The sequence below is a fragment of the Streptomyces sp. NPDC086077 genome (genome assembly GCF_040686175.1).
GTDB lineage: Bacteria > Actinomycetota > Actinomycetes > Streptomycetales > Streptomycetaceae > Streptomyces.
In genome coordinates this window covers 25,105-43,380 of sequence record NZ_JBFBJT010000059.1, presented here as the reverse complement: position 1 = coordinate 43,380, position 18,276 = coordinate 25,105, and the positions used below count along the sequence as shown (strand labels likewise).

Annotated in this window: 17 protein-coding genes; 3 read left to right on the top strand and 14 right to left on the bottom strand. The window is 72.4% G+C overall.

Features of this window, described 5'->3' with window-relative positions; genetic code table 11:
* Positions 1 to 249: 249 nt before the first annotated feature.
* Both AB0O67_RS18930 and AB0O67_RS18925 read right to left on the bottom strand, forming a co-directional pair.
* Positions 250 to 456 carry a hypothetical protein gene (locus tag AB0O67_RS18930; RefSeq protein WP_189699657.1) on the bottom strand — a complete coding sequence of 69 codons (207 nt, stop codon included), beginning with the start codon at positions 454 to 456 and terminating at the stop codon, positions 250 to 252.
* Between the two features lie 196 nt (positions 457 to 652).
* Positions 653 to 928 carry a hypothetical protein gene (locus AB0O67_RS18925; protein WP_365451419.1) on the bottom strand — a complete coding sequence of 92 codons (276 nt, stop codon included), beginning with the start codon at positions 926 to 928 and terminating at the stop codon, positions 653 to 655.
* A gap of 196 nt (positions 929 to 1,124) precedes the next feature.
* Here AB0O67_RS18925 and AB0O67_RS18920 point away from each other — a divergent pair, with 196 nt between their 5' ends.
* Positions 1,125 to 2,561 (top strand): protein kinase, encoded by a 1,437-nt coding sequence (locus AB0O67_RS18920; protein WP_365451421.1) that lies wholly within the window; start codon positions 1,125 to 1,127, stop codon positions 2,559 to 2,561.
* 22 nt (positions 2,562 to 2,583) lie between these two features.
* Here the strand turns inward: AB0O67_RS18920 and AB0O67_RS18915 are convergent, their stop codons facing one another.
* From AB0O67_RS18915 to AB0O67_RS18875, 9 genes are all read right to left on the bottom strand, one after another.
* A complete protein-coding gene (locus AB0O67_RS18915; protein ID WP_365451417.1) occupies positions 2,584 to 3,402 on the bottom strand; it encodes an RNA methyltransferase in 819 nt (272 codons plus the stop codon).
* Between the two features lie 64 nt (positions 3,403 to 3,466).
* Positions 3,467 to 4,699, bottom strand: a complete 1,233-nt coding sequence (gene cobA / locus AB0O67_RS18910) for a uroporphyrinogen-III C-methyltransferase (protein ID WP_365451415.1) — start codon at positions 4,697 to 4,699, stop codon at positions 3,467 to 3,469.
* 146 nt (positions 4,700 to 4,845) lie between these two features.
* Entirely contained in the window at positions 4,846 to 8,718 is a 3,873-nt protein-coding gene (cobT, locus tag AB0O67_RS18905; protein ID WP_365451413.1) for a nicotinate-nucleotide--dimethylbenzimidazole phosphoribosyltransferase, read from the bottom strand.
* 346 nt (positions 8,719 to 9,064) lie between these two features.
* On the bottom strand, positions 9,065 to 10,276 hold the full coding sequence (cbiE, locus tag AB0O67_RS18900) for a precorrin-6y C5,15-methyltransferase (decarboxylating) subunit CbiE (protein WP_365451411.1): 1,212 nt from the start codon (positions 10,274 to 10,276) through the stop codon (positions 9,065 to 9,067).
* A gap of 115 nt (positions 10,277 to 10,391) precedes the next feature.
* Positions 10,392 to 11,030, bottom strand: a complete 639-nt coding sequence (locus AB0O67_RS18895; RefSeq protein ID WP_365451409.1) for a GNAT family N-acetyltransferase — start codon at positions 11,028 to 11,030, stop codon at positions 10,392 to 10,394.
* 137 nt (positions 11,031 to 11,167) lie between these two features.
* A complete protein-coding gene (locus AB0O67_RS18890; protein WP_365451407.1) occupies positions 11,168 to 11,995 on the bottom strand; it encodes a MetQ/NlpA family ABC transporter substrate-binding protein in 828 nt (275 codons plus the stop codon).
* A 61-nt stretch (positions 11,996 to 12,056) separates the two neighbouring features.
* Entirely contained in the window at positions 12,057 to 12,794 is a 738-nt protein-coding gene (locus tag AB0O67_RS18885; protein WP_365451405.1) for a methionine ABC transporter permease, read from the bottom strand.
* Positions 12,791 to 13,843 carry an ATP-binding cassette domain-containing protein gene (locus AB0O67_RS18880; protein WP_365451403.1) on the bottom strand — a complete coding sequence of 351 codons (1,053 nt, stop codon included), beginning with the start codon at positions 13,841 to 13,843 and terminating at the stop codon, positions 12,791 to 12,793. Before AB0O67_RS18880 ends, AB0O67_RS18885 begins: the two co-directional genes overlap by 4 nt.
* A gap of 319 nt (positions 13,844 to 14,162) precedes the next feature.
* Positions 14,163 to 14,813, bottom strand: coding sequence for an HAD family hydrolase (locus AB0O67_RS18875; protein WP_365451401.1), 651 nt, complete (start codon positions 14,811 to 14,813; stop codon positions 14,163 to 14,165).
* Between the two features lie 69 nt (positions 14,814 to 14,882).
* Here AB0O67_RS18875 and AB0O67_RS18870 point away from each other — a divergent pair, with 69 nt between their 5' ends.
* Together AB0O67_RS18870 and AB0O67_RS18865 are read left to right on the top strand one after the other, a co-directional pair.
* Positions 14,883 to 15,242, top strand: a complete 360-nt coding sequence (locus tag AB0O67_RS18870) for a hypothetical protein (RefSeq protein WP_365451399.1) — start codon at positions 14,883 to 14,885, stop codon at positions 15,240 to 15,242.
* Complete coding sequence (locus AB0O67_RS18865; RefSeq protein ID WP_365451397.1) at positions 15,223 to 15,651, top strand: hypothetical protein; 429 nt, start codon at positions 15,223 to 15,225, stop codon at positions 15,649 to 15,651. Before AB0O67_RS18870 ends, AB0O67_RS18865 begins: the two co-directional genes overlap by 20 nt.
* Positions 15,652 to 15,664: 13 nt before the next feature.
* Here the strand turns inward: AB0O67_RS18865 and AB0O67_RS18860 are convergent, their stop codons facing one another.
* From AB0O67_RS18860 to AB0O67_RS18850, 3 genes are all read right to left on the bottom strand, one after another.
* Entirely contained in the window at positions 15,665 to 16,162 is a 498-nt protein-coding gene (locus AB0O67_RS18860) for a GNAT family N-acetyltransferase (protein WP_365451395.1), read from the bottom strand.
* A gap of 44 nt (positions 16,163 to 16,206) precedes the next feature.
* Positions 16,207 to 16,713, bottom strand: a complete 507-nt coding sequence (locus AB0O67_RS18855; protein ID WP_365451393.1) for a sigma-70 family RNA polymerase sigma factor — start codon at positions 16,711 to 16,713, stop codon at positions 16,207 to 16,209.
* Positions 16,714 to 16,787: 74 nt separating this feature from the next.
* Positions 16,788 to 17,954: a glycerophosphodiester phosphodiesterase gene (locus AB0O67_RS18850; protein WP_365451391.1), complete on the bottom strand. Its 1,167-nt coding sequence runs from the start codon at positions 17,952 to 17,954 to the stop codon at positions 16,788 to 16,790.
* Positions 17,955 to 18,276 lie beyond the last annotated feature (322 nt).

Sequence of the window (18,276 nt, the reverse complement as noted above, 5' to 3'; positions counted from 1 at the left end):
GGCTGCCGGTGGGCACCGCAGGCTGCCGGTGGGCACCGCAGGCTGCCGGTGGGCACCGCAGGTTTCCGCGGGCTGCCGGTGAGGCGTCGGCGGTCACCGGTGGGGTTGGCATGCCGCCGGAGGAAAAAGCAATGCCGGCGCAGCTCCCCAGCTGCGCCGGCATTTTTGCCGTCCGCCGCACCCCCGTCCCCACGGGGTTATGGGTGGATGTCCCCGCCCGGACCGCTCTTCCGGGCCTGGGGTCGCCGCTCAGCGCCCCAGCATCACGCCCACGGACGACGCCTGTGTGGCCACTGTCTCCCAGCCGTCGAAGACGACGAGGAGCAGGACCGCCAGAGGAAGGGCCATGGCCGTTGCCACCAGGGGGTGGCGGCGGCCCGTGCGGCGCGGGCGGAACGCGGCGTGCGCCCTGCGTCCCTGCTCGCGGATCAGTGTCCGCGGTGCCGTGTAGGCCATGGTCCCTCTCCTGACCGTTCAGTTGTCGGTGACAGCGGCGAGTGCCTGACCTCGGGGGACGAGTGCTGCACCCGCCGCTTGACCTCAAATCTAGGTGCGCGGCGGATGCCGGGCGTCATGCCCTCGTACCGATTGGCGGGCCTCCCGGAGGATGAGCCATGGGACGGGGCGTACTCCCCTGGGTGGAGAAGAGGGCCTAGGTCTCGGGGTCTCCCCGGAGGGGGCGCCCGGTGTGTCCGGTGTTTTCCGAGCTGTCCTCACGGGGCACCGGCTGCTCGACCAGGGCCAGCACCCGGTTCGCCATGAACCGCGCCGTACGGACCACAACGCCGGTTCGCGTGACTTCGCTCACTTCCACGACACCTCGGCGTACGGCCGTCTCCACCCGGCGGCCCGCCCTGCTCGCCACCACCTCGTACGTACGTGTCGTGTCCCCGGCGTCCACGACTATCTCCACCCGGTCACCCTTCATGTACCCAATCCCCCTTCTGCGACAGGTGGTTGGAAGCGCGGACGGCTCAAAGGCGCGTCGACGGCGCGCTCCCTGACCACCCCTCAAGTCTCGCACCCGGCACTGACAATCCATCCGGACCGGAGGGCGCGGCCTCTGCGCGCGGGCGGCCACGGAAACGTAAGCTGTGCCACGTCACACGGACCGGGCAGCGGGGATGAACATGGCGATGATGCGCCTGAGGCGCGAGGACCCGCGCGTCGTCGGCTCGTTCAGGCTGCACCGACGCCTCGGCGCGGGCGGGATGGGCGTGGTCTACCTGGGCTCCGACAAGAAGGGCCAGCGGGTCGCCCTGAAGGTGATCAGGCCCGATCTGGCGGAGGATCAGGAGTTCCGCTCCCGCTTCGCCCGTGAGGTCTCCGCGGCGCGGCGGATCCGCGGCGGATGCACCGCGCGGCTCGTCGCCGCGGACCTGGAGGCGGACCGGCCGTGGTTCGCCACGCAGTACGTGCCGGGTCCCTCCCTGCACGACAAGGTCGCCGACGAAGGGGCGCTCGGCGCCGCCGACGTCGCCGCGGTCGGGGCCGCCCTGTCCGAGGGGCTGGTCGCGGTGCACGAGGCCGGGGTCGTCCACCGGGACCTGAAGCCGTCCAACATCCTGCTCTCCCCCAAGGGCCCTCGGATCATCGACTTCGGCATCGCCTGGGCGACCGGGGCCTCCACGCTCACCCATGTCGGCACGGCCGTCGGCTCGCCCGGCTTCCTCGCGCCCGAGCAGGTGCGCGGCGCCACGGTCACGCCCGCCACGGACGTGTTCTCGCTGGGCGCCACCCTGGCGTACGCCTCCACCGGCGACTCACCTTTCGGGCACGGCAGTTCCGAGGTGATGCTCTACCGCGTCGTCCACGAGGAGCCCCAGCTGCACGGCGTGCCGGACGCACTGGCTCCCCTCGTGCGGGCCTGTCTGGCGAAGGACCCCGAGGAGCGGCCGAGCACGCTCGAGCTGTCGCTGCGGCTGAAGGAGATCGCCGCACGTGAGGCGCAGGGCCTGATCGAGGGGCGGCCGCCCGCGCCGCGCGGTGGCGAGGCGGACCGGCCCACCGGGCGGCTCGCCGACACCTACCCCGACCGCGCGCCGCGCCGGCAGCAGCAGGGCGGGCCGGTGACTCCGGCACCCCGGAGCGCGGGCAGCTCGCGGGGTCCCGCTCCGGCGCGGGGCGCACAGCCGTCCCGGGGCGGCGGTGCTCCTTCCCGGAGCGGCGGTTCCGCCTCCCGGTCCGGGGCGCGGCCCACACCCGCCTCGCGGAACACGCCGGCGCGAGGCACCACCCGCTCCGGCAGCGGCAGCGGCAGCGGCAGTCGTACGGCACCGCGCGGGGGCGGTCGTCCGGCGTCGCGGCCCACCGGGACCGGGCGGCGGCCGGCCAATCCGCGGCTGCTGCGACAGCGGCTGTTCGTGTTCGTGGTCGTCACGCTGCTCGTGGCGCTCGGCATCGGTGTCGTGCAGGGCTGCCAGGCGTCGACGCGTGGTCTCGGCGACGAGCGGGGCGGCACGGGCGAGCGGCAGGAACAGGTACAGCCTGGCCACCGGCCGCCGGCCAAGGGGGCGTTGCTCGCCGAGCACCACGAGTCGACGTTCGAGCAGTCCCCGTAAGCCCGCTGCCCGGAGAGCCACGCTACGGCGAGGGGCGGCCCGTGGCGACCGCGTAGAACGCGACCGCGGCCGCCGCGCCCACGTTGAGGGAGTCGACGCCGTGGGACATGGGGATGCGGACCCACTCGTCGGCCGCGACCAGGGCCTGGGTGGACAGGCCGTCGCCCTCCGCGCCCAGCATGAGGGCGACGCGGTCCATCCGGTGCGGGGCGGCCTCATCGAGCGCCCTGGCCTTCTCGTCGGGAGTCAGCGCGAGCAGCGCGAAGCCGGCCTCGCGGACCGACTCCAGGCCTTTGGGCCAGCTGTCCAGCCGGGCGTACGGCACGGAGAAGACGGCGCCCATGGAGACCTTGACGCTGCGGCGGTAGAGGGGGTCGGCGCAGTCCGGTGACAGCAGGACCGCGTCCATGCCGAGCGCGGCGGCCGAGCGGAAGATGGCGCCGATGTTGGTGTGGTCGTTGACCGACTCCATGACGACGACCCGGCGGGCGGACCGGAGGAGTTCGGCGGCCGTGGGCAGGGGCTTGCGCTGCATGGAGGCGAGGGCGCCGCGGTGCACGTGGTAGCCGGTGACGCGTTCGGCGAGTTCCGGGCTGACCGCGTAGACGGGGGCGGGGAGTTCGTCGATGACGTCGCGCATGACGTCGACCCACTTGGCGGAGAGCAACATCGACCGCATCTCGTAGCCCGCGTCCTTCGCGCGGCGGATGACCTTCTCGCCCTCGGCGATGAAGAGGCCTTCCGCGGGTTCGCGCTTGCGGCGCAGTTCGACGTCGGTCAGGCCCGTGTAGTCGCGCAGGCGCGGGTCGCCGGGGTCCTCGACGGTGATGAGATCGGCCACAGGGTGATACTGCCTTGTCGTACGTACGGTGCCAACGGCTCGGGACGGGTTGTGTTACCCGGGGTTACGCGGGGGTCCGCGGACCGACGCCGACGACCTCGCCGACGACGATCACGGCCGGCGGCCTGACCTCCCGCTCGCGCACGGTCTCGGCGACGGTCGCCAGCGTCGCGTCGACGCGGCGCTGGGCGGCGGTCGTGCCTTCCTGGACGAGGGCGACGGGCGTGTCGGCCGGCTTGCCGTGCGCGACGAGGGTCTCCGCGATCCTGCCGATCTTGTCGACGCCCATGAGGATCACCAGCGTGCCGGTGAGCTTGGCGAGGGACGGCCAGTCGACGAGGGAGCGTGCGTCGTCGGGAGCGACATGACCGCTGACCACGGTGAACTCGTGCGCGACCCCCCGGTGGGTGACAGGGATGCCGGCCGCGCCCGGGACCGAGATGGAGCTGGAGATGCCGGGGACGACCGTGCACGGGATGCCGGCCTGGGCGAGGGCCTGGGCCTCCTCCATGCCACGGCCGAAGACGAAGGGGTCGCCGCCCTTGAGGCGTACGACGGACTTGCCCTGCTTTGCGTGCTCGATCAGGGCGTTGTTGATGGCCTCCTGGGCCATGTAACGGCCGTACGGGATCTTCGCCGCGTCGATCACCTCGACGTGCGGGGACAGTTCGGCGAGGAGGTCGCGGGGGCCGAGGCGGTCGGCGATGACGACGTCGGCCTCGGCGAGCAGGCGGCGGCCGCGCACGGTGATCAGGTCCGGGTCGCCGGGACCGCCGCCGACCAGGGCGACGCCGGCGGTGCGGGTGCGGTGGTGCGGGGCGACCAGGGTGCCGTCGCGCAGGCCCTCGACGACCGCGTCGCGGACGGCGGCGGTGTGGCGGGGGTCGCGGGACTTGGTGTCCGTGGTGAGGATCGCTACGGTGACGCCCTCGCTGTGGCCGGTGGCCGGGGTCCAGGCGGTGGCCGCTTCGGCGTCGTCGGAGCGGACGCACCAGACGCGGTGGTGCTCGGCCTCCGCCGAGGCGCGGGTGTTCGCCTCGTGGTCGCTGGTGGCGATCAGGGCGTACCAGGCGTCGGCGAGGTCCCCCTCGGCGTAGGGCCGCCGCTCCCAGGTGATCTCGCCCGCGTCCGCCATGGCCTCCACCGAGGGCGTGGCCTGAGGGGAGACGAGGAGGACGTCCGCGCCGGCCGCGATCAGGGCGGGCAGGCGGCGCTGTGCGACCTGGCCGCCGCCGAGGACGACCACACGGCGGCCGGTGAGGCGGAGGCCTACGGGGTAGGCGGGGTGTTCGGCCATGAGGGTGCGGCTCCTCGTGCGGGCGTGCGATGGGCGCTACGGCTCCGGAGCAGCCCTGACGTGCGGATTTTAGAGTGCGTTCAGCGTACGGCCGGGGCCGGGTGGGTGCTACGGAGCGCCCACCCGGCTCCCCCGGCCCGAGGTGCCTACTTCTCGGTCACTCCCGCCGAGTCGAACGTCGCCACCTCGTGCATCGCCCTGGCCGTGCTCTGGACCAGCGGCAGCGCCAGCAGCGCGCCCGTGCCCTCGCCGAGCCGGAGGTCGAGGTCGACCAATGGGCGCAGGCCCAGCTTGTTCAGGGCGGCCACGTGACCGGGCTCCGCGCTGCGGTGTCCCGCGATGCAGGCCGCGAGGACCTCGGGGGCGATGGCGCGGGCGACCAGGGCGGCCGCCCCGGCGCTCACGCCGTCCAGGATCACCGGCGTCCGCAGGGACGCCCCGCCGAGGAGGAGCCCGACGATGGCGGCGTGTTCTAGGCCACCGATCGCGGCGAGGACGCCGATGGGGTCGGCCGGGTCGGGCTGGTGGAGCTCGATGGCACGGCGCACGACCTCGGTCTTGCGGGCGAGGGTCTCGTCGTTGATGCCGGTGCCCCGGCCGGTGACCTCCGCCGGGTCCGCACCCGTGAAGACCGAGATCAAGGCGGCGGACGCGGTGGTGTTGGCGATGCCCATCTCACCGGTGAGCAACGCCTTGTTGCCCGCAGCCACCAGGTCGCGGGCCGTCTCGATGCCGACCTCGATGGCCTGCCTGGCCTCCTCGCGGGTCATCGCGGGGCCGGTGGTCAGGTCGCCGGTGCCGGGGCGGATCTTGCGGGGCAGCAGGCCCGGGGTGGACGGAAGCTCCGCGGCGACACCCACGTCGACGATGCAGACCTCGGCGCCGACCTGGCTCGCGAAGGCGTTGCAGACCGCTCCCCCGCCGAGGAAGTTGGCCACCATCTGGGCGGTGACCTCCTGCGGCCAGGGAGTGACGCCCTGGGCGTGCACACCGTGGTCGCCCGCGAAGATCGCGACGGCCGCGGGCTCCGGGATGGGCGGCGGGCACTGCCGGGACAGGCCGGACAGCTGGGCGGAGATGATCTCCAGCATGCCGAGCGCGCCGGCCGGCTTGGTCATCCGCTTCTGCCGCTCCCACGCCTCACCGAGCGCCTTCGCGTCCAGCGGCCGGATCTGGGCGACGGTCTCGGCCAGCAGGTCGTGCGGCTCCTCACCGGGCAGGGCGCGGCGGCCGTACGTCTCCTCGTGGACGACCCAGGACAGCGGGCGGCGCTTTGACCAGCCCGCCTGCATCAGCTCTGGCTCCTCCGGGAACTCGTCGACGTACCCGACGCACAGGTAGGCCACGACCTCCAGATGCTCGGGCAGGCCCAGCGTGCGGACCATCTCGCGCTCGTCGAAGAAGCTGACCCAGCCGACACCGAGGCCCTCCGCGCGGGCCGCGAGCCAGAGGTTCTCGACCGCGAGCGCCGAGGAGTACGGGGCCATCTGCGGCTGGGTGTGCCGGCCGAGGGTGTGCCGGCCGCCGCGGGTCGGGTCGGCGGTGACGACGATGTTCACCGGGGTGTCGAGGATGGCCTCGATCTTCAGTTCCTTGAACTGCTTCGCCCGGCCCTTCGGGAGGGACTTGGCGTAGGCCTCGCGCTGGCGCATGGCCAGTTCGTGCATCGTGCGCCGGGTGTCGGCGGACCGGATGACGACGAAGTCCCAGGGCTGCGAGTGCCCGACCGAGGGCGCGGTGTGGGCGGCCTCGAGGACGCGCAACAGCACCTCGTGCGGGATGGGGTCGCTGCGGAAGCCGTTGCGGATGTCACGCCGTTCGCGCATGACCTTCAGTACGGCCTCGCGCTCGGCGTCGTCGTATGCGGGCGCGGCGGGGCCGGTGGACTGCTGTGCTTCTGCCACGGGGGCCGTGCTCATTTCTTGCGGGTCTTGCGGGTCTTGCGGGGCTTGCTGGTCTTGCGGGGCTTGCTGGTCCTGCGGGGCTTGGGGGCCCTGCGGGTGCTGATGGTCGAGCCGGTTCTGCTGGTTCTGCTGGTTCAGCAGCTCTTGCTGGTTCAGCAGCTCTTGCTGGTTCAGCAGCTCTTGCTGGTTCAGCAGGTCCTGCTGGTCGAGCAGGTCCTGCTGGTCGAGCAGATCGCGCTGGTCCTCCTGGTCGGCGCCCCGGGTGTCCAGGTCATCAGCGTTCTGCACCAGTTGAACGGGTTCGGGGGCCGGCGCGGGGTCGGCCTCGCGGGGGCCGGGGACCATGGCCACGGCTTCCGGCTGCGCCGACAACTCGGGCGCCTGCTCCTGGGCGGGGAGGACGATGGGGTGCGGAGGGGTGGGCGCGAGATGCGGGGTGGTCGGCACGGTGCCCTCCACCGGCACGAACCGGCCGAGCGACTGGTCGGGCTGCGGCGCCGGGACGGCGTCGGGCGCGCTGTCCCGCGGCTGCTCGACGGGCGCGCCCGGGCCCGCCTCGGCCGTCGCGTCCTCGGCGTGCGGGACGGGCTGCAGCGGGAGTTCGTCCGTGACCGGGGCCACGACCGGAGCCGCGACCTGCGCCTCCGCCGCCCCGTCCGCGGCGACGGGCTGCTCGGGCTGCGGCGCGGATTCGGCGGCGGCCGGTGTGAGCGGCTCGGCGACGTCCTGGGGCTCCGGGGCCCGGGCGGGTTCGGGCGCGAGGGGGGCCGCCTCGGGGGCGAGCGCGGGCTCGGCCGCACCCGCGTCCTGGACCTGCGCCATGTCGTGGTCCGGCTGCAACACGGATTCGGGGCCGAGTGCCGGCGCGGCGGCCTGGGCTTCCTCGGCACCGTCGGCAGGCGCCCCCTCCGGGGCTCCGGGAAGCTGCTCCGGCTCTGGGGTGGACCCGGGCTCGGCGCTCGGCGTCGCCTCCTCCGCGACGACCGGGGCGCTCGGAGGCTCACCGGCGTCGGGGACGAACGGCTGCGCGTCCGCGGCGCCCTGCTGTGCGGGAACCGACGCTTCGGTGTCCGCCTCGGGGCCGAACGCCGGATCGGCGGCGGCCTCCGCCTCGGCGGCGTGGGCGTCGCCGTACCCGGGCGTCCCGGAGGCTCCGGCCTCCGCAGCGATCCGCGCCATCGCGGCCTGCGCCGCACCCACCGGCTCCGACACCGCCTGCGCCTCCGCCGGCCCGTGCGCCTCCGCCGGCCCGTGCGCCTCCGCCGGGGCAGGCGGGGGCACCTCGGCCTGCGCGTGGGCCTCACCCTGCGCAGGAACCTGCGCCATCGACTGCGCGTGCGCCTCACCCTGCGCGGGGCCCTGCGCCATCGACTGCGCGTGCGCCTCACCCTGCGCCACGGACTGCGCGTACACCTCGGGCTGGCCCTGAGCCTCGCCCTGAGCCTGCGCGGCCGCCTCGCCCTGGACCTGGGCGTGTGCGTGCTCGTACACCTGCCCCGCCGGGACAGCAACCGGAACAACCGTTTCCGCAGGCGTCACCTCCGCGCCCACCGGCGTCTGCGCCCCGGTCGGCTGCGGCGCGGCGGTCCGGGGGCCGCCCCACGGCGGGGAACCCTGCGGCACCGCACCCTGCTGCGGCATCTCCCGCACCTGCGGGACGTCGAGGTATTCGGGCCCGGTGGTGGGCGGCCCCACTTGCCGTACGGGCGCGCCCGCGGGACCGCGGTCGGCGAGGGAGCGGACCGGGCTCGCGGAGGCGTCGGGAATCGGCGGGCCCAGGTGCAGCGGGCGGCGCGGCGCGGCGGCGGGCGCGGGCGACGGCGAGGCCGGCGTCGGGCCCGGCAGGCGGACTCCGGTCAGGTCGACCGAGCCGCTGTCACGTCCGGACATCTCGTGCGCGCCGGGTTCGTGGAGGGCCTCGACGACCGGCTCGGGCGGCGGCGGGGCCACCTCGTTGCCCCAAGCCCCCTGCGCGCCGGGGAGCAGCAGGTCCTCCTCCTCGGCGGACGCCTCGGAGACGTAGGTGTACGCGCCGGGAACGGAGACGCCCGGCTGTTCCGCCAGGCCTGCGTTCTCCGGCAGCCCCTCGCCCGGGACCTGGCCGGTGTCGGTCATGCGTAACCCCTCGCCCATCGGTTGATGCTCCTACATCCAGCTCACCCGGAACGGCGCACCGACCGCCCCGCCGTGAAGAACGAGCGCGCGTGCCCAGCGGCACGAACGACCCGCCGGAAAAGGCGACAAAGCCATTCAGTGGCATTGTCGCGGCCGTTCCGCCGTCGCGTCAGCTTCATTCGCGACGGCCCGCTGTGGACTGCGCCACGTTGCGCGTCCTCGGGTCTTGCCGTACCCCACCCACCCCAAAACGAGCATGTTTTCCGGACATTGACCGACGAAGCGCCGGGCATCCGAGTGCGGTACAACGATCGGCCAGCCTACCGCGCGCGGTACGACAAGCGGATCACGGGGCGCGATCGGGCAGTACCCCGGTGAGCAGGAACGCGACGCTCCGCTCCTTCTCCGTCCAGGACCGCGTGTCGAGTTCCACGGACTGCAGGAGGGCGCACTCGGCCTCGTAGCCGTGCTCGGAGAGGGCACGGCCGACGAGTTCGGCCGCGTCTCGGGTGGCGGCGTGGGCGACGATGCGCTGCGGGCGCCGGTCGGCGACCGCGGACACCACGGCCGCTCCCCCGCCGCCCACCCGCACGACGTCGGGTTCGGGCAGGTTTTCCAGGACGTGCGGGGCGGTGCCGTGGACGATCTGGAGCTGGACCGCGAAGCGGCGCGCGGCGGCGTCGGTGCGGGCGCAGGCGCCGTGGTCCCGGTCGACGGCGATGACGGCGGCGCCGGCCCGGGCGGCCTCGGTGGCGAAGGCGCCGCTGCCGCAGCCGATGTCCCACACGAGGTCGCCGACGCGGGGTCCGAGCCGGGCGAGTTGGGCCGCGCGCAGCGGTTCGGTCTCGCCCTCGCCCAGGCCACCGCCGTACGCCTCGGGCGGCAGGGTCCAGCCGCGGACACCCGCACCGGTGTCGCGGCCGGCGATCCAGCCGCCGCCCTCCTGCGCCGCGGCGGGACCGCCGATGACGATGACGACGTTCGGGTCGCGCCAGGTGTGGTCGGCGGCCTTGTCGGAGGTGACGACGGTTACCTGCTCGCGGGCGGTGCCCAGTTCCTCACAGATGACGAACGTGCGGTGGATGCCGTCGAGGAGCAGACCGAGTTCCGCGGGGCCGGCGCCGGGTGAGGTGAGGACCGCGACCTTGGTGTGGGCGCGGCATACGTTCACCGCGCGCCGCAGGGTGCGGGGGTGTGCGACGACCACCTGGGCGTCGTCCCAGGGCATGCCCGCGCGCGCGAAGGCGGCGGCCACGGACGAGACGGCGGGGACGACCTCGACCTCCAGGCCGAACTCGGGGGCGCGCAGGGTGCGGACGACTCCGAAGAAGCCGGGGTCGCCGTCGGCGAACACCACGGCGGTGCCGCGATGGGCGGCGATCCGGCGGGCGGCGAGGGCGACGCTGCCGAGCCGGATGCGTTCGGCGCCGGGCGGCACCTCGGGCAGTACCAGGTGGTGTCCGGCACCGGCCACGAGGGTGGCGGCGCCCAGGGCGCCGTGTGCCGCGGCGGTCAGTGGAGAGCCGTCCCAGCCGATCACCGTGACCCGGTCGGCCATCGTCGTCAGTCTCCTGGGGGTTTGCGCAGGTCGTCGGGGGCAGCCCGCGGGCGGGCGGGCTCCGTGAGAGTACCTGGTGCCGTGCGGGCGCGCTCGGGCGCCTTCCCCGCTGCGCTCAGTTCCAGTCCGAGTACGACGTGAATCCGCCGGTGTCCGCCAGCTGCTCGCCCGCGCCCTCCAGGTCCTCGGGCAGCAGGCTCCACACGATGTAGTCGGTGCGCACCTCGGTCCAGGGGCCGTCGTCGGTGCGGGTGCGCGCTATGCAGGCGCCGCGCAGGACGCCCTCGCTGATGCAGCCGATCTTCTGGGCGACCTGCTGGGAGGCGGTGTTGTCGGCCGCGGTGCGCAATTCGATGCGTTCGAACTTCTGGTCGTTCAAGAGCCACTGGGCGGTGGCGAGCGCGGCCTCGGAGGCGTAGCCCTCGCCGCGGGCCCAGGGAGCGACGACGTACGACAGTTCGGTGGAGCGTACGTGCCAGTTGGTGCGCGTCAGCTGGACCACGCCGACCAGGCGCTGGGTGAGGAACTCGGTGACGGCGAGGGCGACGCCGCGTCCCCGGGCGCGCTCGGTGGGTGCCTGTTCGGTGATCCAGGCGTGCGCGCTGTCCTCCGTGAAGGGCAGCCGCACGTCGGTCCAGGCGACGACCTGCTCGTCGTTCATCATCTCGGCGAGGGCGGGCACGTCGTCCTCGTCGAGCGGACGCAGCACCAACCGCTCCGTGCTGATGGAGACGCTGGGGAAGGTGCTCGTCATGACGTCGCTCCGTAACCTTCGAACCGTCAGGGACTGCTGAACTGCCCAGCATGCAGCATGAAAGCACTCAACCACACACCCGGGGTCCACTCCGTGTGAGGGAGTGAACCCCGGGTGCGCACGAAGGGCGGCGTGGCTCAGAAGGAGGCGATGACCGAGCCGGCGTACTCCTTCTCGATGAACTTCTTGACCTCGGGGGAGGTGAGGAGCTTCGCGAGCTTCTTCACGCGCGGGTCGTCCTCGTTGCCCTCCTTGACGACGAGGAGGTTGACGTTCGGGTTGTTGTCGGGGGACTCCAGGACGAGCGCGTCCTGGGCCGGCTCGAGGTCCGCCTCCAGGGCGTAGTTGCCGTTGATCACGGCCGCGTCGACGTCCTTCAGGGCGCGGGGCGTCAGGGCCGCCTCCAGCTCCTTGAACTTGAGGTTCTTCGGGTTCTCGGTGATGTCGGCGGTGGTGGCCGAGGTACCGACGCCGTCCTTGAGGGTGAGCAGTCCGTTGGCGGCGAGCAGCTGGAGGGCGCGCGCCTCGGTGACGGTGTCGTTGGGGACGGCGATGGTCGCGCCGTTCTTCAGGCCGCCGACCTTGTCGGTCTTCTCGGAGTACAGGCCGAGCGGCTCGAGGTGCACGGAGGCGACGGACACCAGGTGGGTGCCGTTCTTCTTGTTGAAGTCCTCGAGATAGGGCTCGGTCTGGAAGTAGTTGGCGCCCACCGAGCCGTCCTCCGTCGCCGTGTTCGGCGTGACGTAGTCGGTGAACTCCTTGACTTCGAGGTCCAGGCCCGCCTTCTCGGCCAGGTTGTCCTTGACGTAGTCGAGGACCTGGGCGTGCGGGACGGGCGTCGCGGCGACGACCAGCGGTCCCGAGGTGTCGGATGCGGCGTCCTGGCCCGAGCCGCAGGCGGTGAGCCCGAAGGTGAGGGCTCCGGCGGCGAGGGCGGCGGCGGTGATCTTGGCGGTGTTACGCACGAAAAGTGCCTTTCCTTAAGGGTGGTGCGACCCCGCGGTGGTGTGCGGGGCGTTCTGGGGGTTACGCGACCTTGTCCACGTCGGCCACGGCCGGTTCCTTCGCCTTCAGCAGGCGGAGCTTGGGGCCGGGGCCGGAGCGGGCGCCGCGGTGGTGCAGGGAGCGGGCCGTGCAGTCGCCGGCGAACTGGATGAGGGAGATGACGACGGCGAGCACGGCCACCGTGATCCACATCAGTCCGGTTTCGAAGCGCTGGTAGCCGTAGCGGACGGCGAGGTCGCCGAGTCCGCCGCCGCCGACGGTGCCGGCCATCGCCGAGTAGCCGATGAGGGCGATGACCGTGGTCGTGGTGGACGCGATCAGGGACGGCAGGGCCTCGGGGACGAGGACCTTGCGGACGATGGTCCAGTTGTTGCCGCCCATCGACTGGACGGCCTCGACCAGTCCGTGGTCCACCTCGCGGACGGCCGTCTCGACGAGGCGGGCGAAGAACGGGATGCCGCCGATGGCGAGCGGCACGATGGCGGCCCCGCTGCCGATGGTGGTGCCGGTGACCCAGCGGGTGAAGCTCATCAGCGCCACCATCAGGATGATGAAGGGCAGCGAGCGGCCGACGTTCACGATCTGCCCGATGACCTTGTTCAGCGCGGTGCTCTGCAGCAGGCCGCCCTTGTCCGTGAGGACGAGCAGGACGCCGATCGGCAGGCCGACGACGACGGCGATCAGGGTGGACCAACCGACCATGACCAGCGTTTCGGTACAGGCCTGCTCCAGCAGGGGCCGCATCTCGGACCAGGTCACTTGGCACCTTCCTTGACCAGCAGGGGCGCGTCGACCGCGGCACCCGGTACATCGATCTGCAGGCCCTGTTCGCGCAGGAAGCCGATCGGCACGACGTTGTCCTCGTAGCGGCCGGGCAGTTCGATGCGCATCCGGCCGACCTGGAGGCCGCCGGCGGTGTCGATCGCGGCGCCCAGGATGGAGATGTCGATGTTGTACGTGCGGGCCAGCTGGGAGATGACCGGCTGCGTGGCGGACTCACCGTGGAAGGTGACGTCGAGGACGGTGCGGTCGTCGGCGGAGGCCTCGCCGCCCACCGGGAAGAGCGCGGCGGCCAGCTCCGAGCCCGGGGTGGCGAGCAGCTCGCTCACCGTGCCGGACTCGACGATGCGGCCGTTCTCCATCAGGGCCGCCGAGTCGCAGACGCTCTTGACGACGTCCATCTCGTGGGTGATGAGCAGGACGGTCAGGCCGAGCTGCTGGTTCAGGTCGCGCAGCAGCTTGAGGATCGAGCGGGTGGTCTCGGGGTCGAGGGCGCTGGTGGCCTCGTCGGAGAGCAGCACCTTGGGGTCGCCGGCCAGGGCGCGGGCGATGCCGACGCGCTGCTTCTGGCCGCCGGAGAGCTGGGCGGGGTAGGCCTTCGCCTTGTCGGCGAGGCCGACCAGGTCGAGCAGTTCGAGCGCCTTGCGGGAACGTTCCTTCCCGGCCTTGCCGAGGATCTCCAGCGGCAGCTCGACGTTGTCCTGGACGGTCCGGGAGGACAGCAGGTTGAAGTGCTGGAAGACCATCCCGATGTGGCTGCGCGCCCGGCGGAGTTCCCGTCCCGCGCGCGGACCGCGCCCGGCGAGGGCGGTGAGGTCCTGGCCGGCGACGGTGACCGTGCCGGAGGTGGGGCGCTCCAGGAGGTTGACGCAGCGGATCAGCGAGGACTTGCCGGCGCCGGACTGGCCGATGACGCCGTAGACCTCGCCTTCGCGGACGTGCAGATCGACGCCGTCCAACGCGGTGACCTCGCGGCCACCGGGGCGGTGCGGCCGGTAGATCTTCGTCAGGCCCGATGTGGTGATCACGTGGGTTTCCGTCACTGTCGAGTACGCGGGCGTGGGTGTGCCCTGGTACGGAAGGGAAGAGGTGCGCGGGGCAAGGGGGTCACGTACGGCGGAGGAGGTACGGACATGCCACGGCGGCTCGCTTCGGGGCGCGAGGCTCAGGGAGTGCGGGGGCCCTCTAGAAGGCGCACATTCGACGACACATACAGCCGGCGCCGGGCGTGAGGGTCGCCTCGGTCGCAGGGATGCGGCTGTTCGTCGTGGTCATGCGATCAGTAAAGCAGACGTACGGAGGCAATCAGGAACCGCTGTCCGCATTGCGGACAGCGGTGGACGGTCCTCAGTTCCGGACGGAGATCTCCACGCCGTCGGCGGTGACCAGCACGGAAAGGGCCGACAGGTCCTCGACCACCAGGTCGGCGCTCAGTTCGTGGGCGGGGTGGGTTGTGGCCAAGGCCACGGTGGTCATCCCGGCGGCGCGCCCGGCCCGCAGTCCGGCGGGGGCGTCCTCGAAGACGACGCAGGCGGCCGGGTCCACGCCCAGCGCGCGGGCGCCGAGCAGGTAGGGCTGCGGGTCGGGCTTGCCCCGGGTGACGTCGTCTGCGGCGACCAGCGTCTTCGGCAGGATGCCGACGGCGTCGAGGCGGGCCTCGGCCAGGCGGCGGGTGGCGGAGGTGACGACGGCCCAGCGGTCGGCGGGCAGGGCGGTGAGGAAGTCGTACGTGCCGGGGAGCAGGCGCACACCGCCGTTGGGCACGTCCTCCACCTCCAGCGCCTCGATCCGCGCGACCGCCTCCGGCACGCTCTCGGACGGCAGCAGATCGGCGGCTATCTCGGCCGCGGTCCGGCCGTGCAGTTCGACCCGCGCGAAGCGCTCGGCCGTGATGCCGTACTCCCCCGCCCAGCGGGTCCAGCAGCGGTGGACGGATTCGAGGGAGGAGACGAGGGTGCCGTCGTTGTCGAACAGGAGGGCCTGTGCGCGGATCTTCATGTCCTCGACCCTACGGGGGACCCCGGGGGCGGCCGCATCAGGCCTTTTGGCCCGTAATAGGGTCGCTCCATGCTTGATGCCCTGACGGTGGCGACCGCGGTCGCCGCGCTGTTGCTCGGCGCGTGGTGCGGCTGGGCCGCGTACCGCGATCAGCCGACGAAGGACTGGCACTTCATCGGGATGGCCGTGGTGTCGGTGCTGGCGTTGGCGCAGTTGGTGATCGGCATCGTGCAGCTGGCGCGCGGCGAGGAGCCGGCCCAGGGGACGACGATCTTCGTGGCGTATCTGCTGGGCGCGTTCGCCTGCGTCCCGGCCGCCGGGTTCATGTCGCTGGCCGAGCGGTCGAAGTGGGGTTCGGTGACGGTCGCCGCGGGTGGCGTGGTGCTCGCCGTGCTGGAGGTGCGGCTCTATGACATCTGGGGAGGCTGAGGTGGCCATGACGGCCAGGACGCGGCTGATCAGCGGGCCCGGGGTGCTGCTGGTGTGGCTGTACGGCGTGATGGTCGTGGGCGCCGTCTCCCGGTCCGCGTACCAGATCGCCACTGAGTTCGACCACGCGCCGCTCGCCTATTCCCTTTCGGCGCTGGCGGGGATCGTGTACGGGTTCATCACGTACACGCTGGTGCGCGGTGGGGAGACGGCCCGCAGGGCGGCGCAGGTCTGCTGCGCCGCCGAGCTGGTGGGTGTGCTGGTCGTCGGCACGTGGACGCTGGTCGAGCCGTCGGCGTTCCCGGACGCGACCGTGTGGTCCGACTTCGGCATGGGCTACTTGTTCATCCCGGTGCTGTTGCCGGTTTCGGCGCTGTGGTGGCTGCGCAAGGCGGCGCGGAGCGCCTGAGGGGCCTCGCGGCTCAGGCCGTCGTCACGTACGCGCCCGCCCGCTTCTCCAGGACGATCATGGGGACGCCGTCCGTGCCCTGCGAGGTGCCCACCGTCTCGTAACCGACCTTGCGGTAGAGGCGGAGGTTGCCCTCGCTGCGGTGGCCGGTGTGGAGGCGGAACTTCTTGGCGCCGCGGTGCTCCGCGAGGGCCGACTCGGCCGCGTTCAGGAGGCGGGCGCCGATGCCGTGGCCCTGGAGGCGGGGGTGGACGCAGAGGCGGCCGATGGCCGCCGCGCCGTCGTCGGTGATCGCACCGCGCACCGAGCCGATCACCTCGTCGCCGAGCCGGGCCACGAAGACGCAGTCCTCGGCGACCTCCTGACGGACCGAATCGAGCGTCTGGACGAGAGGGTCGATGCGGTAGTTGCCGTACAGCGCCGCTTCGCTCTGGAAGCACAGGTACTGCAGCTTGAAGATCTGCTCGACGTCCTGGTCGGTCGCCTCGGAGATGATCACGCTCATGCCCATGTGTGCACGCCTCCCGCTCACCTGTTGCCTGTTGTCCCTCACTCCTATCCCCGTGCTCCGCGAGCCGCAACCTCCGCGGCAAGCAATCGACGCAGACATCCCAGACATCTGGAACGTTCCGGCCCGAGACTCCCCTGTGAGATACCCAACTCCCCCGCGATCTCCCGGTATGTGAGGTCCTTGGGGGACATCAACGCTTCCAGAAGGGCGGGGCAACGGCCGGGCAGCCGGCGCACCGCGGCGCGCAGGGCACGGGTGCGGGAAGCGGTGAGGACGAGCTGTTCGGGGGTGCGGTCGGTCTCGTCGGCGGGCTCGGTGCCGTACGGGCGTTCATGCCGGGTCGTACGGCGGGAGCGGCGGGCCTCGGAGCGGACGGCGCGGCGCAGCCAGCGCTCGGGGTCGCGGGGCGGGCCGCCCGAGTCGAGGAGTTCCAGCAGGCGGAGCCAGACCGCCTGTTCCAGGTCACCGGGTTCGGCGCCGGCGGCGTGCGCCTCGGCCGAGGCCTCGGCGGCGAGCAGGGGGCGCAGTGCGGAGAGCAGATCGTGCGTCATATGCGGCACGACGCGGCCGCCCGGGCGGTGGGTTGCCCGGGCGGCCGGCTGTCACCCCAGCGGGGTGGGGCGGTTCAGTTGTTGACGAAGTCCTCGCGGGCCAGCAGGCCGGTGTCGGGCTGGTCTGTGAAGATGCCGTCGATGCCGGTGGCGAAGTACGCCTTGTAGGCGCCGAAGACGTCTCCGTAGGCGTCCGCGTCGGTGCCCTCGCGGAAGTTCGCGGGCAGAAACGGGTTCTCGTTGCGCATCGTGTAGGGGTGCAGCTTGAGGCCGACCTTGTGGGCGTCGGCGACGAGGGTGGTCGGCCTGGTGAGGTTGCCGGCGGCGTCCCTCGGGATGACCAGGTCGAGCGTGGGGCCGATGCCTTGGGCGTAGGAGGCGATCTCGCGCAGGCCGGCCGGCTTGATCAGGTCGGCGACGGTACGCGGGTCACCGGTCTCCACGAAGTCCCAGGGACGGGTGGTGGCACCGGACAGCAGCACGACGAGCGGGTTGTCGACCAGCTTGTGCAGGCGCTGGACGCTGGTCGGCTCGAAGGACTGGAGGATGACCGGCGAGTTCCAGCGGTCCTTGCGGTATTTGCGCAGCACCTTGGCGACCCGCTCCTCCAGGGAGAGGCCCAGCTTGCGGAAGTAGGTGGGGTGCTTGAGCTCGGGGTAGATCCAGACCTCCTTGCCGCGCTTGCGGGCCTGCTCGTCCTGCCACCGGAGCACCTCCTCGAAGGTGGGGATCTCCCAGCGGCCGTCGTAGAGGGTGTTGTGCGGGCGGTTGGCCGGGATGCGCTCGGTGGCGCGCAGGGTCTTCAGCTCGGCGAGGGTGAAGTCCTCGGTGAACCAGCCGGTGGTGGAGACGCCGTCCAGCATCTTCGTGGTCCTGCGGGCGGCGAACTCGGGGTGGTCGGCGACGTCCGTGGTGCCGCCGATCTCGGGCTCGTGCCGGCAGACGAGGTGACCGTCCTTGGTGGGCACCAGGTCGCCGGCCTCCACGATGTCGGCACCCATGTCGAGGGCCAGCTGGTACGAGCCGAGGGTGTGCTCGGGACGGTAACCGCTGGCACCGCGGTGGCCGACGATCGTCGGCACGGGCAGGCTGTTCATTCCTCGGCCTCCATGACGCGCATCGGCTCTCGCCGTGCCGGACAGACCGAGGACCGCTCCGCCCGCGCCGAGCATCGCAGCTCCGAGCAGCGCGCGCCGCCCGGTGCGCGCCTGCTCCTGCTCGTTGGACTCCTGCGTTGCCATCAGCGGCCTCCTTGCCGAGAAAGTCGGTGGTGCTGGCAGATCGTAGGGGTGTCGACGTGTCGGCCGGGAGGCTTCATTTCGAACGCGTGGATGACGACGGATGTCGTATGAGGACCGTATCTTCGGCCGAGGTGACGAGCCGTCGGCTTCGGCGGCGCGGCGCCGGGTAGCCGGTCGGTACCGGCTCCACGCGATGTCGGTCACATCTTCGCCGCCGGGTTACGCGTAGGCTGCGACACGCCACCGCAGGTGAACGTACGTCAACAGTGCGTAAGACCTCGGTGAACCCGATGTCCCCGATGTGCGCTTGCCCGGGGGCCGC

Excerpts from the sequence above, each read along its gene's own strand:
- AB0O67_RS18920 (WP_365451421.1), top strand. The coding sequence starts at position 1,125 with ATGAACATGGCGATGATGCGCCTGAGGCGCGAGGACCCGCGCGTCGTC.
- AB0O67_RS18925 (WP_365451419.1), bottom strand. The coding sequence starts at position 928 with ATGAAGGGTGACCGGGTGGAGATAGTCGTGGACGCCGGGGACACGACA.
- AB0O67_RS18865 (WP_365451397.1), top strand. The coding sequence starts at position 15,223 with ATGACATCTGGGGAGGCTGAGGTGGCCATGACGGCCAGGACGCGGCTG.
- AB0O67_RS18850 (WP_365451391.1), bottom strand. The coding sequence starts at position 17,954 with ATGGCAACGCAGGAGTCCAACGAGCAGGAGCAGGCGCGCACCGGGCGG.
- AB0O67_RS18930 (WP_189699657.1), bottom strand. The coding sequence starts at position 456 with ATGGCCTACACGGCACCGCGGACACTGATCCGCGAGCAGGGACGCAGG.
- cbiE (WP_365451411.1), bottom strand. The coding sequence starts at position 10,276 with ATGGCCGACCGGGTCACGGTGATCGGCTGGGACGGCTCTCCACTGACC.
- AB0O67_RS18875 (WP_365451401.1), bottom strand. The coding sequence starts at position 14,813 with ATGAAGATCCGCGCACAGGCCCTCCTGTTCGACAACGACGGCACCCTC.
- AB0O67_RS18895 (WP_365451409.1), bottom strand. The coding sequence starts at position 11,030 with ATGACGAGCACCTTCCCCAGCGTCTCCATCAGCACGGAGCGGTTGGTG.
- cobA (WP_365451415.1), bottom strand. The coding sequence starts at position 4,699 with ATGGCCGAACACCCCGCCTACCCCGTAGGCCTCCGCCTCACCGGCCGC.
- AB0O67_RS18860 (WP_365451395.1), bottom strand. The coding sequence starts at position 16,162 with ATGGGCATGAGCGTGATCATCTCCGAGGCGACCGACCAGGACGTCGAG.
- AB0O67_RS18870 (WP_365451399.1), top strand. The coding sequence starts at position 14,883 with ATGCTTGATGCCCTGACGGTGGCGACCGCGGTCGCCGCGCTGTTGCTC.
- cobT (WP_365451413.1), bottom strand. The coding sequence starts at position 8,718 with ATGACCGACACCGGCCAGGTCCCGGGCGAGGGGCTGCCGGAGAACGCA.
- AB0O67_RS18855 (WP_365451393.1), bottom strand. The coding sequence starts at position 16,713 with ATGACGCACGATCTGCTCTCCGCACTGCGCCCCCTGCTCGCCGCCGAG.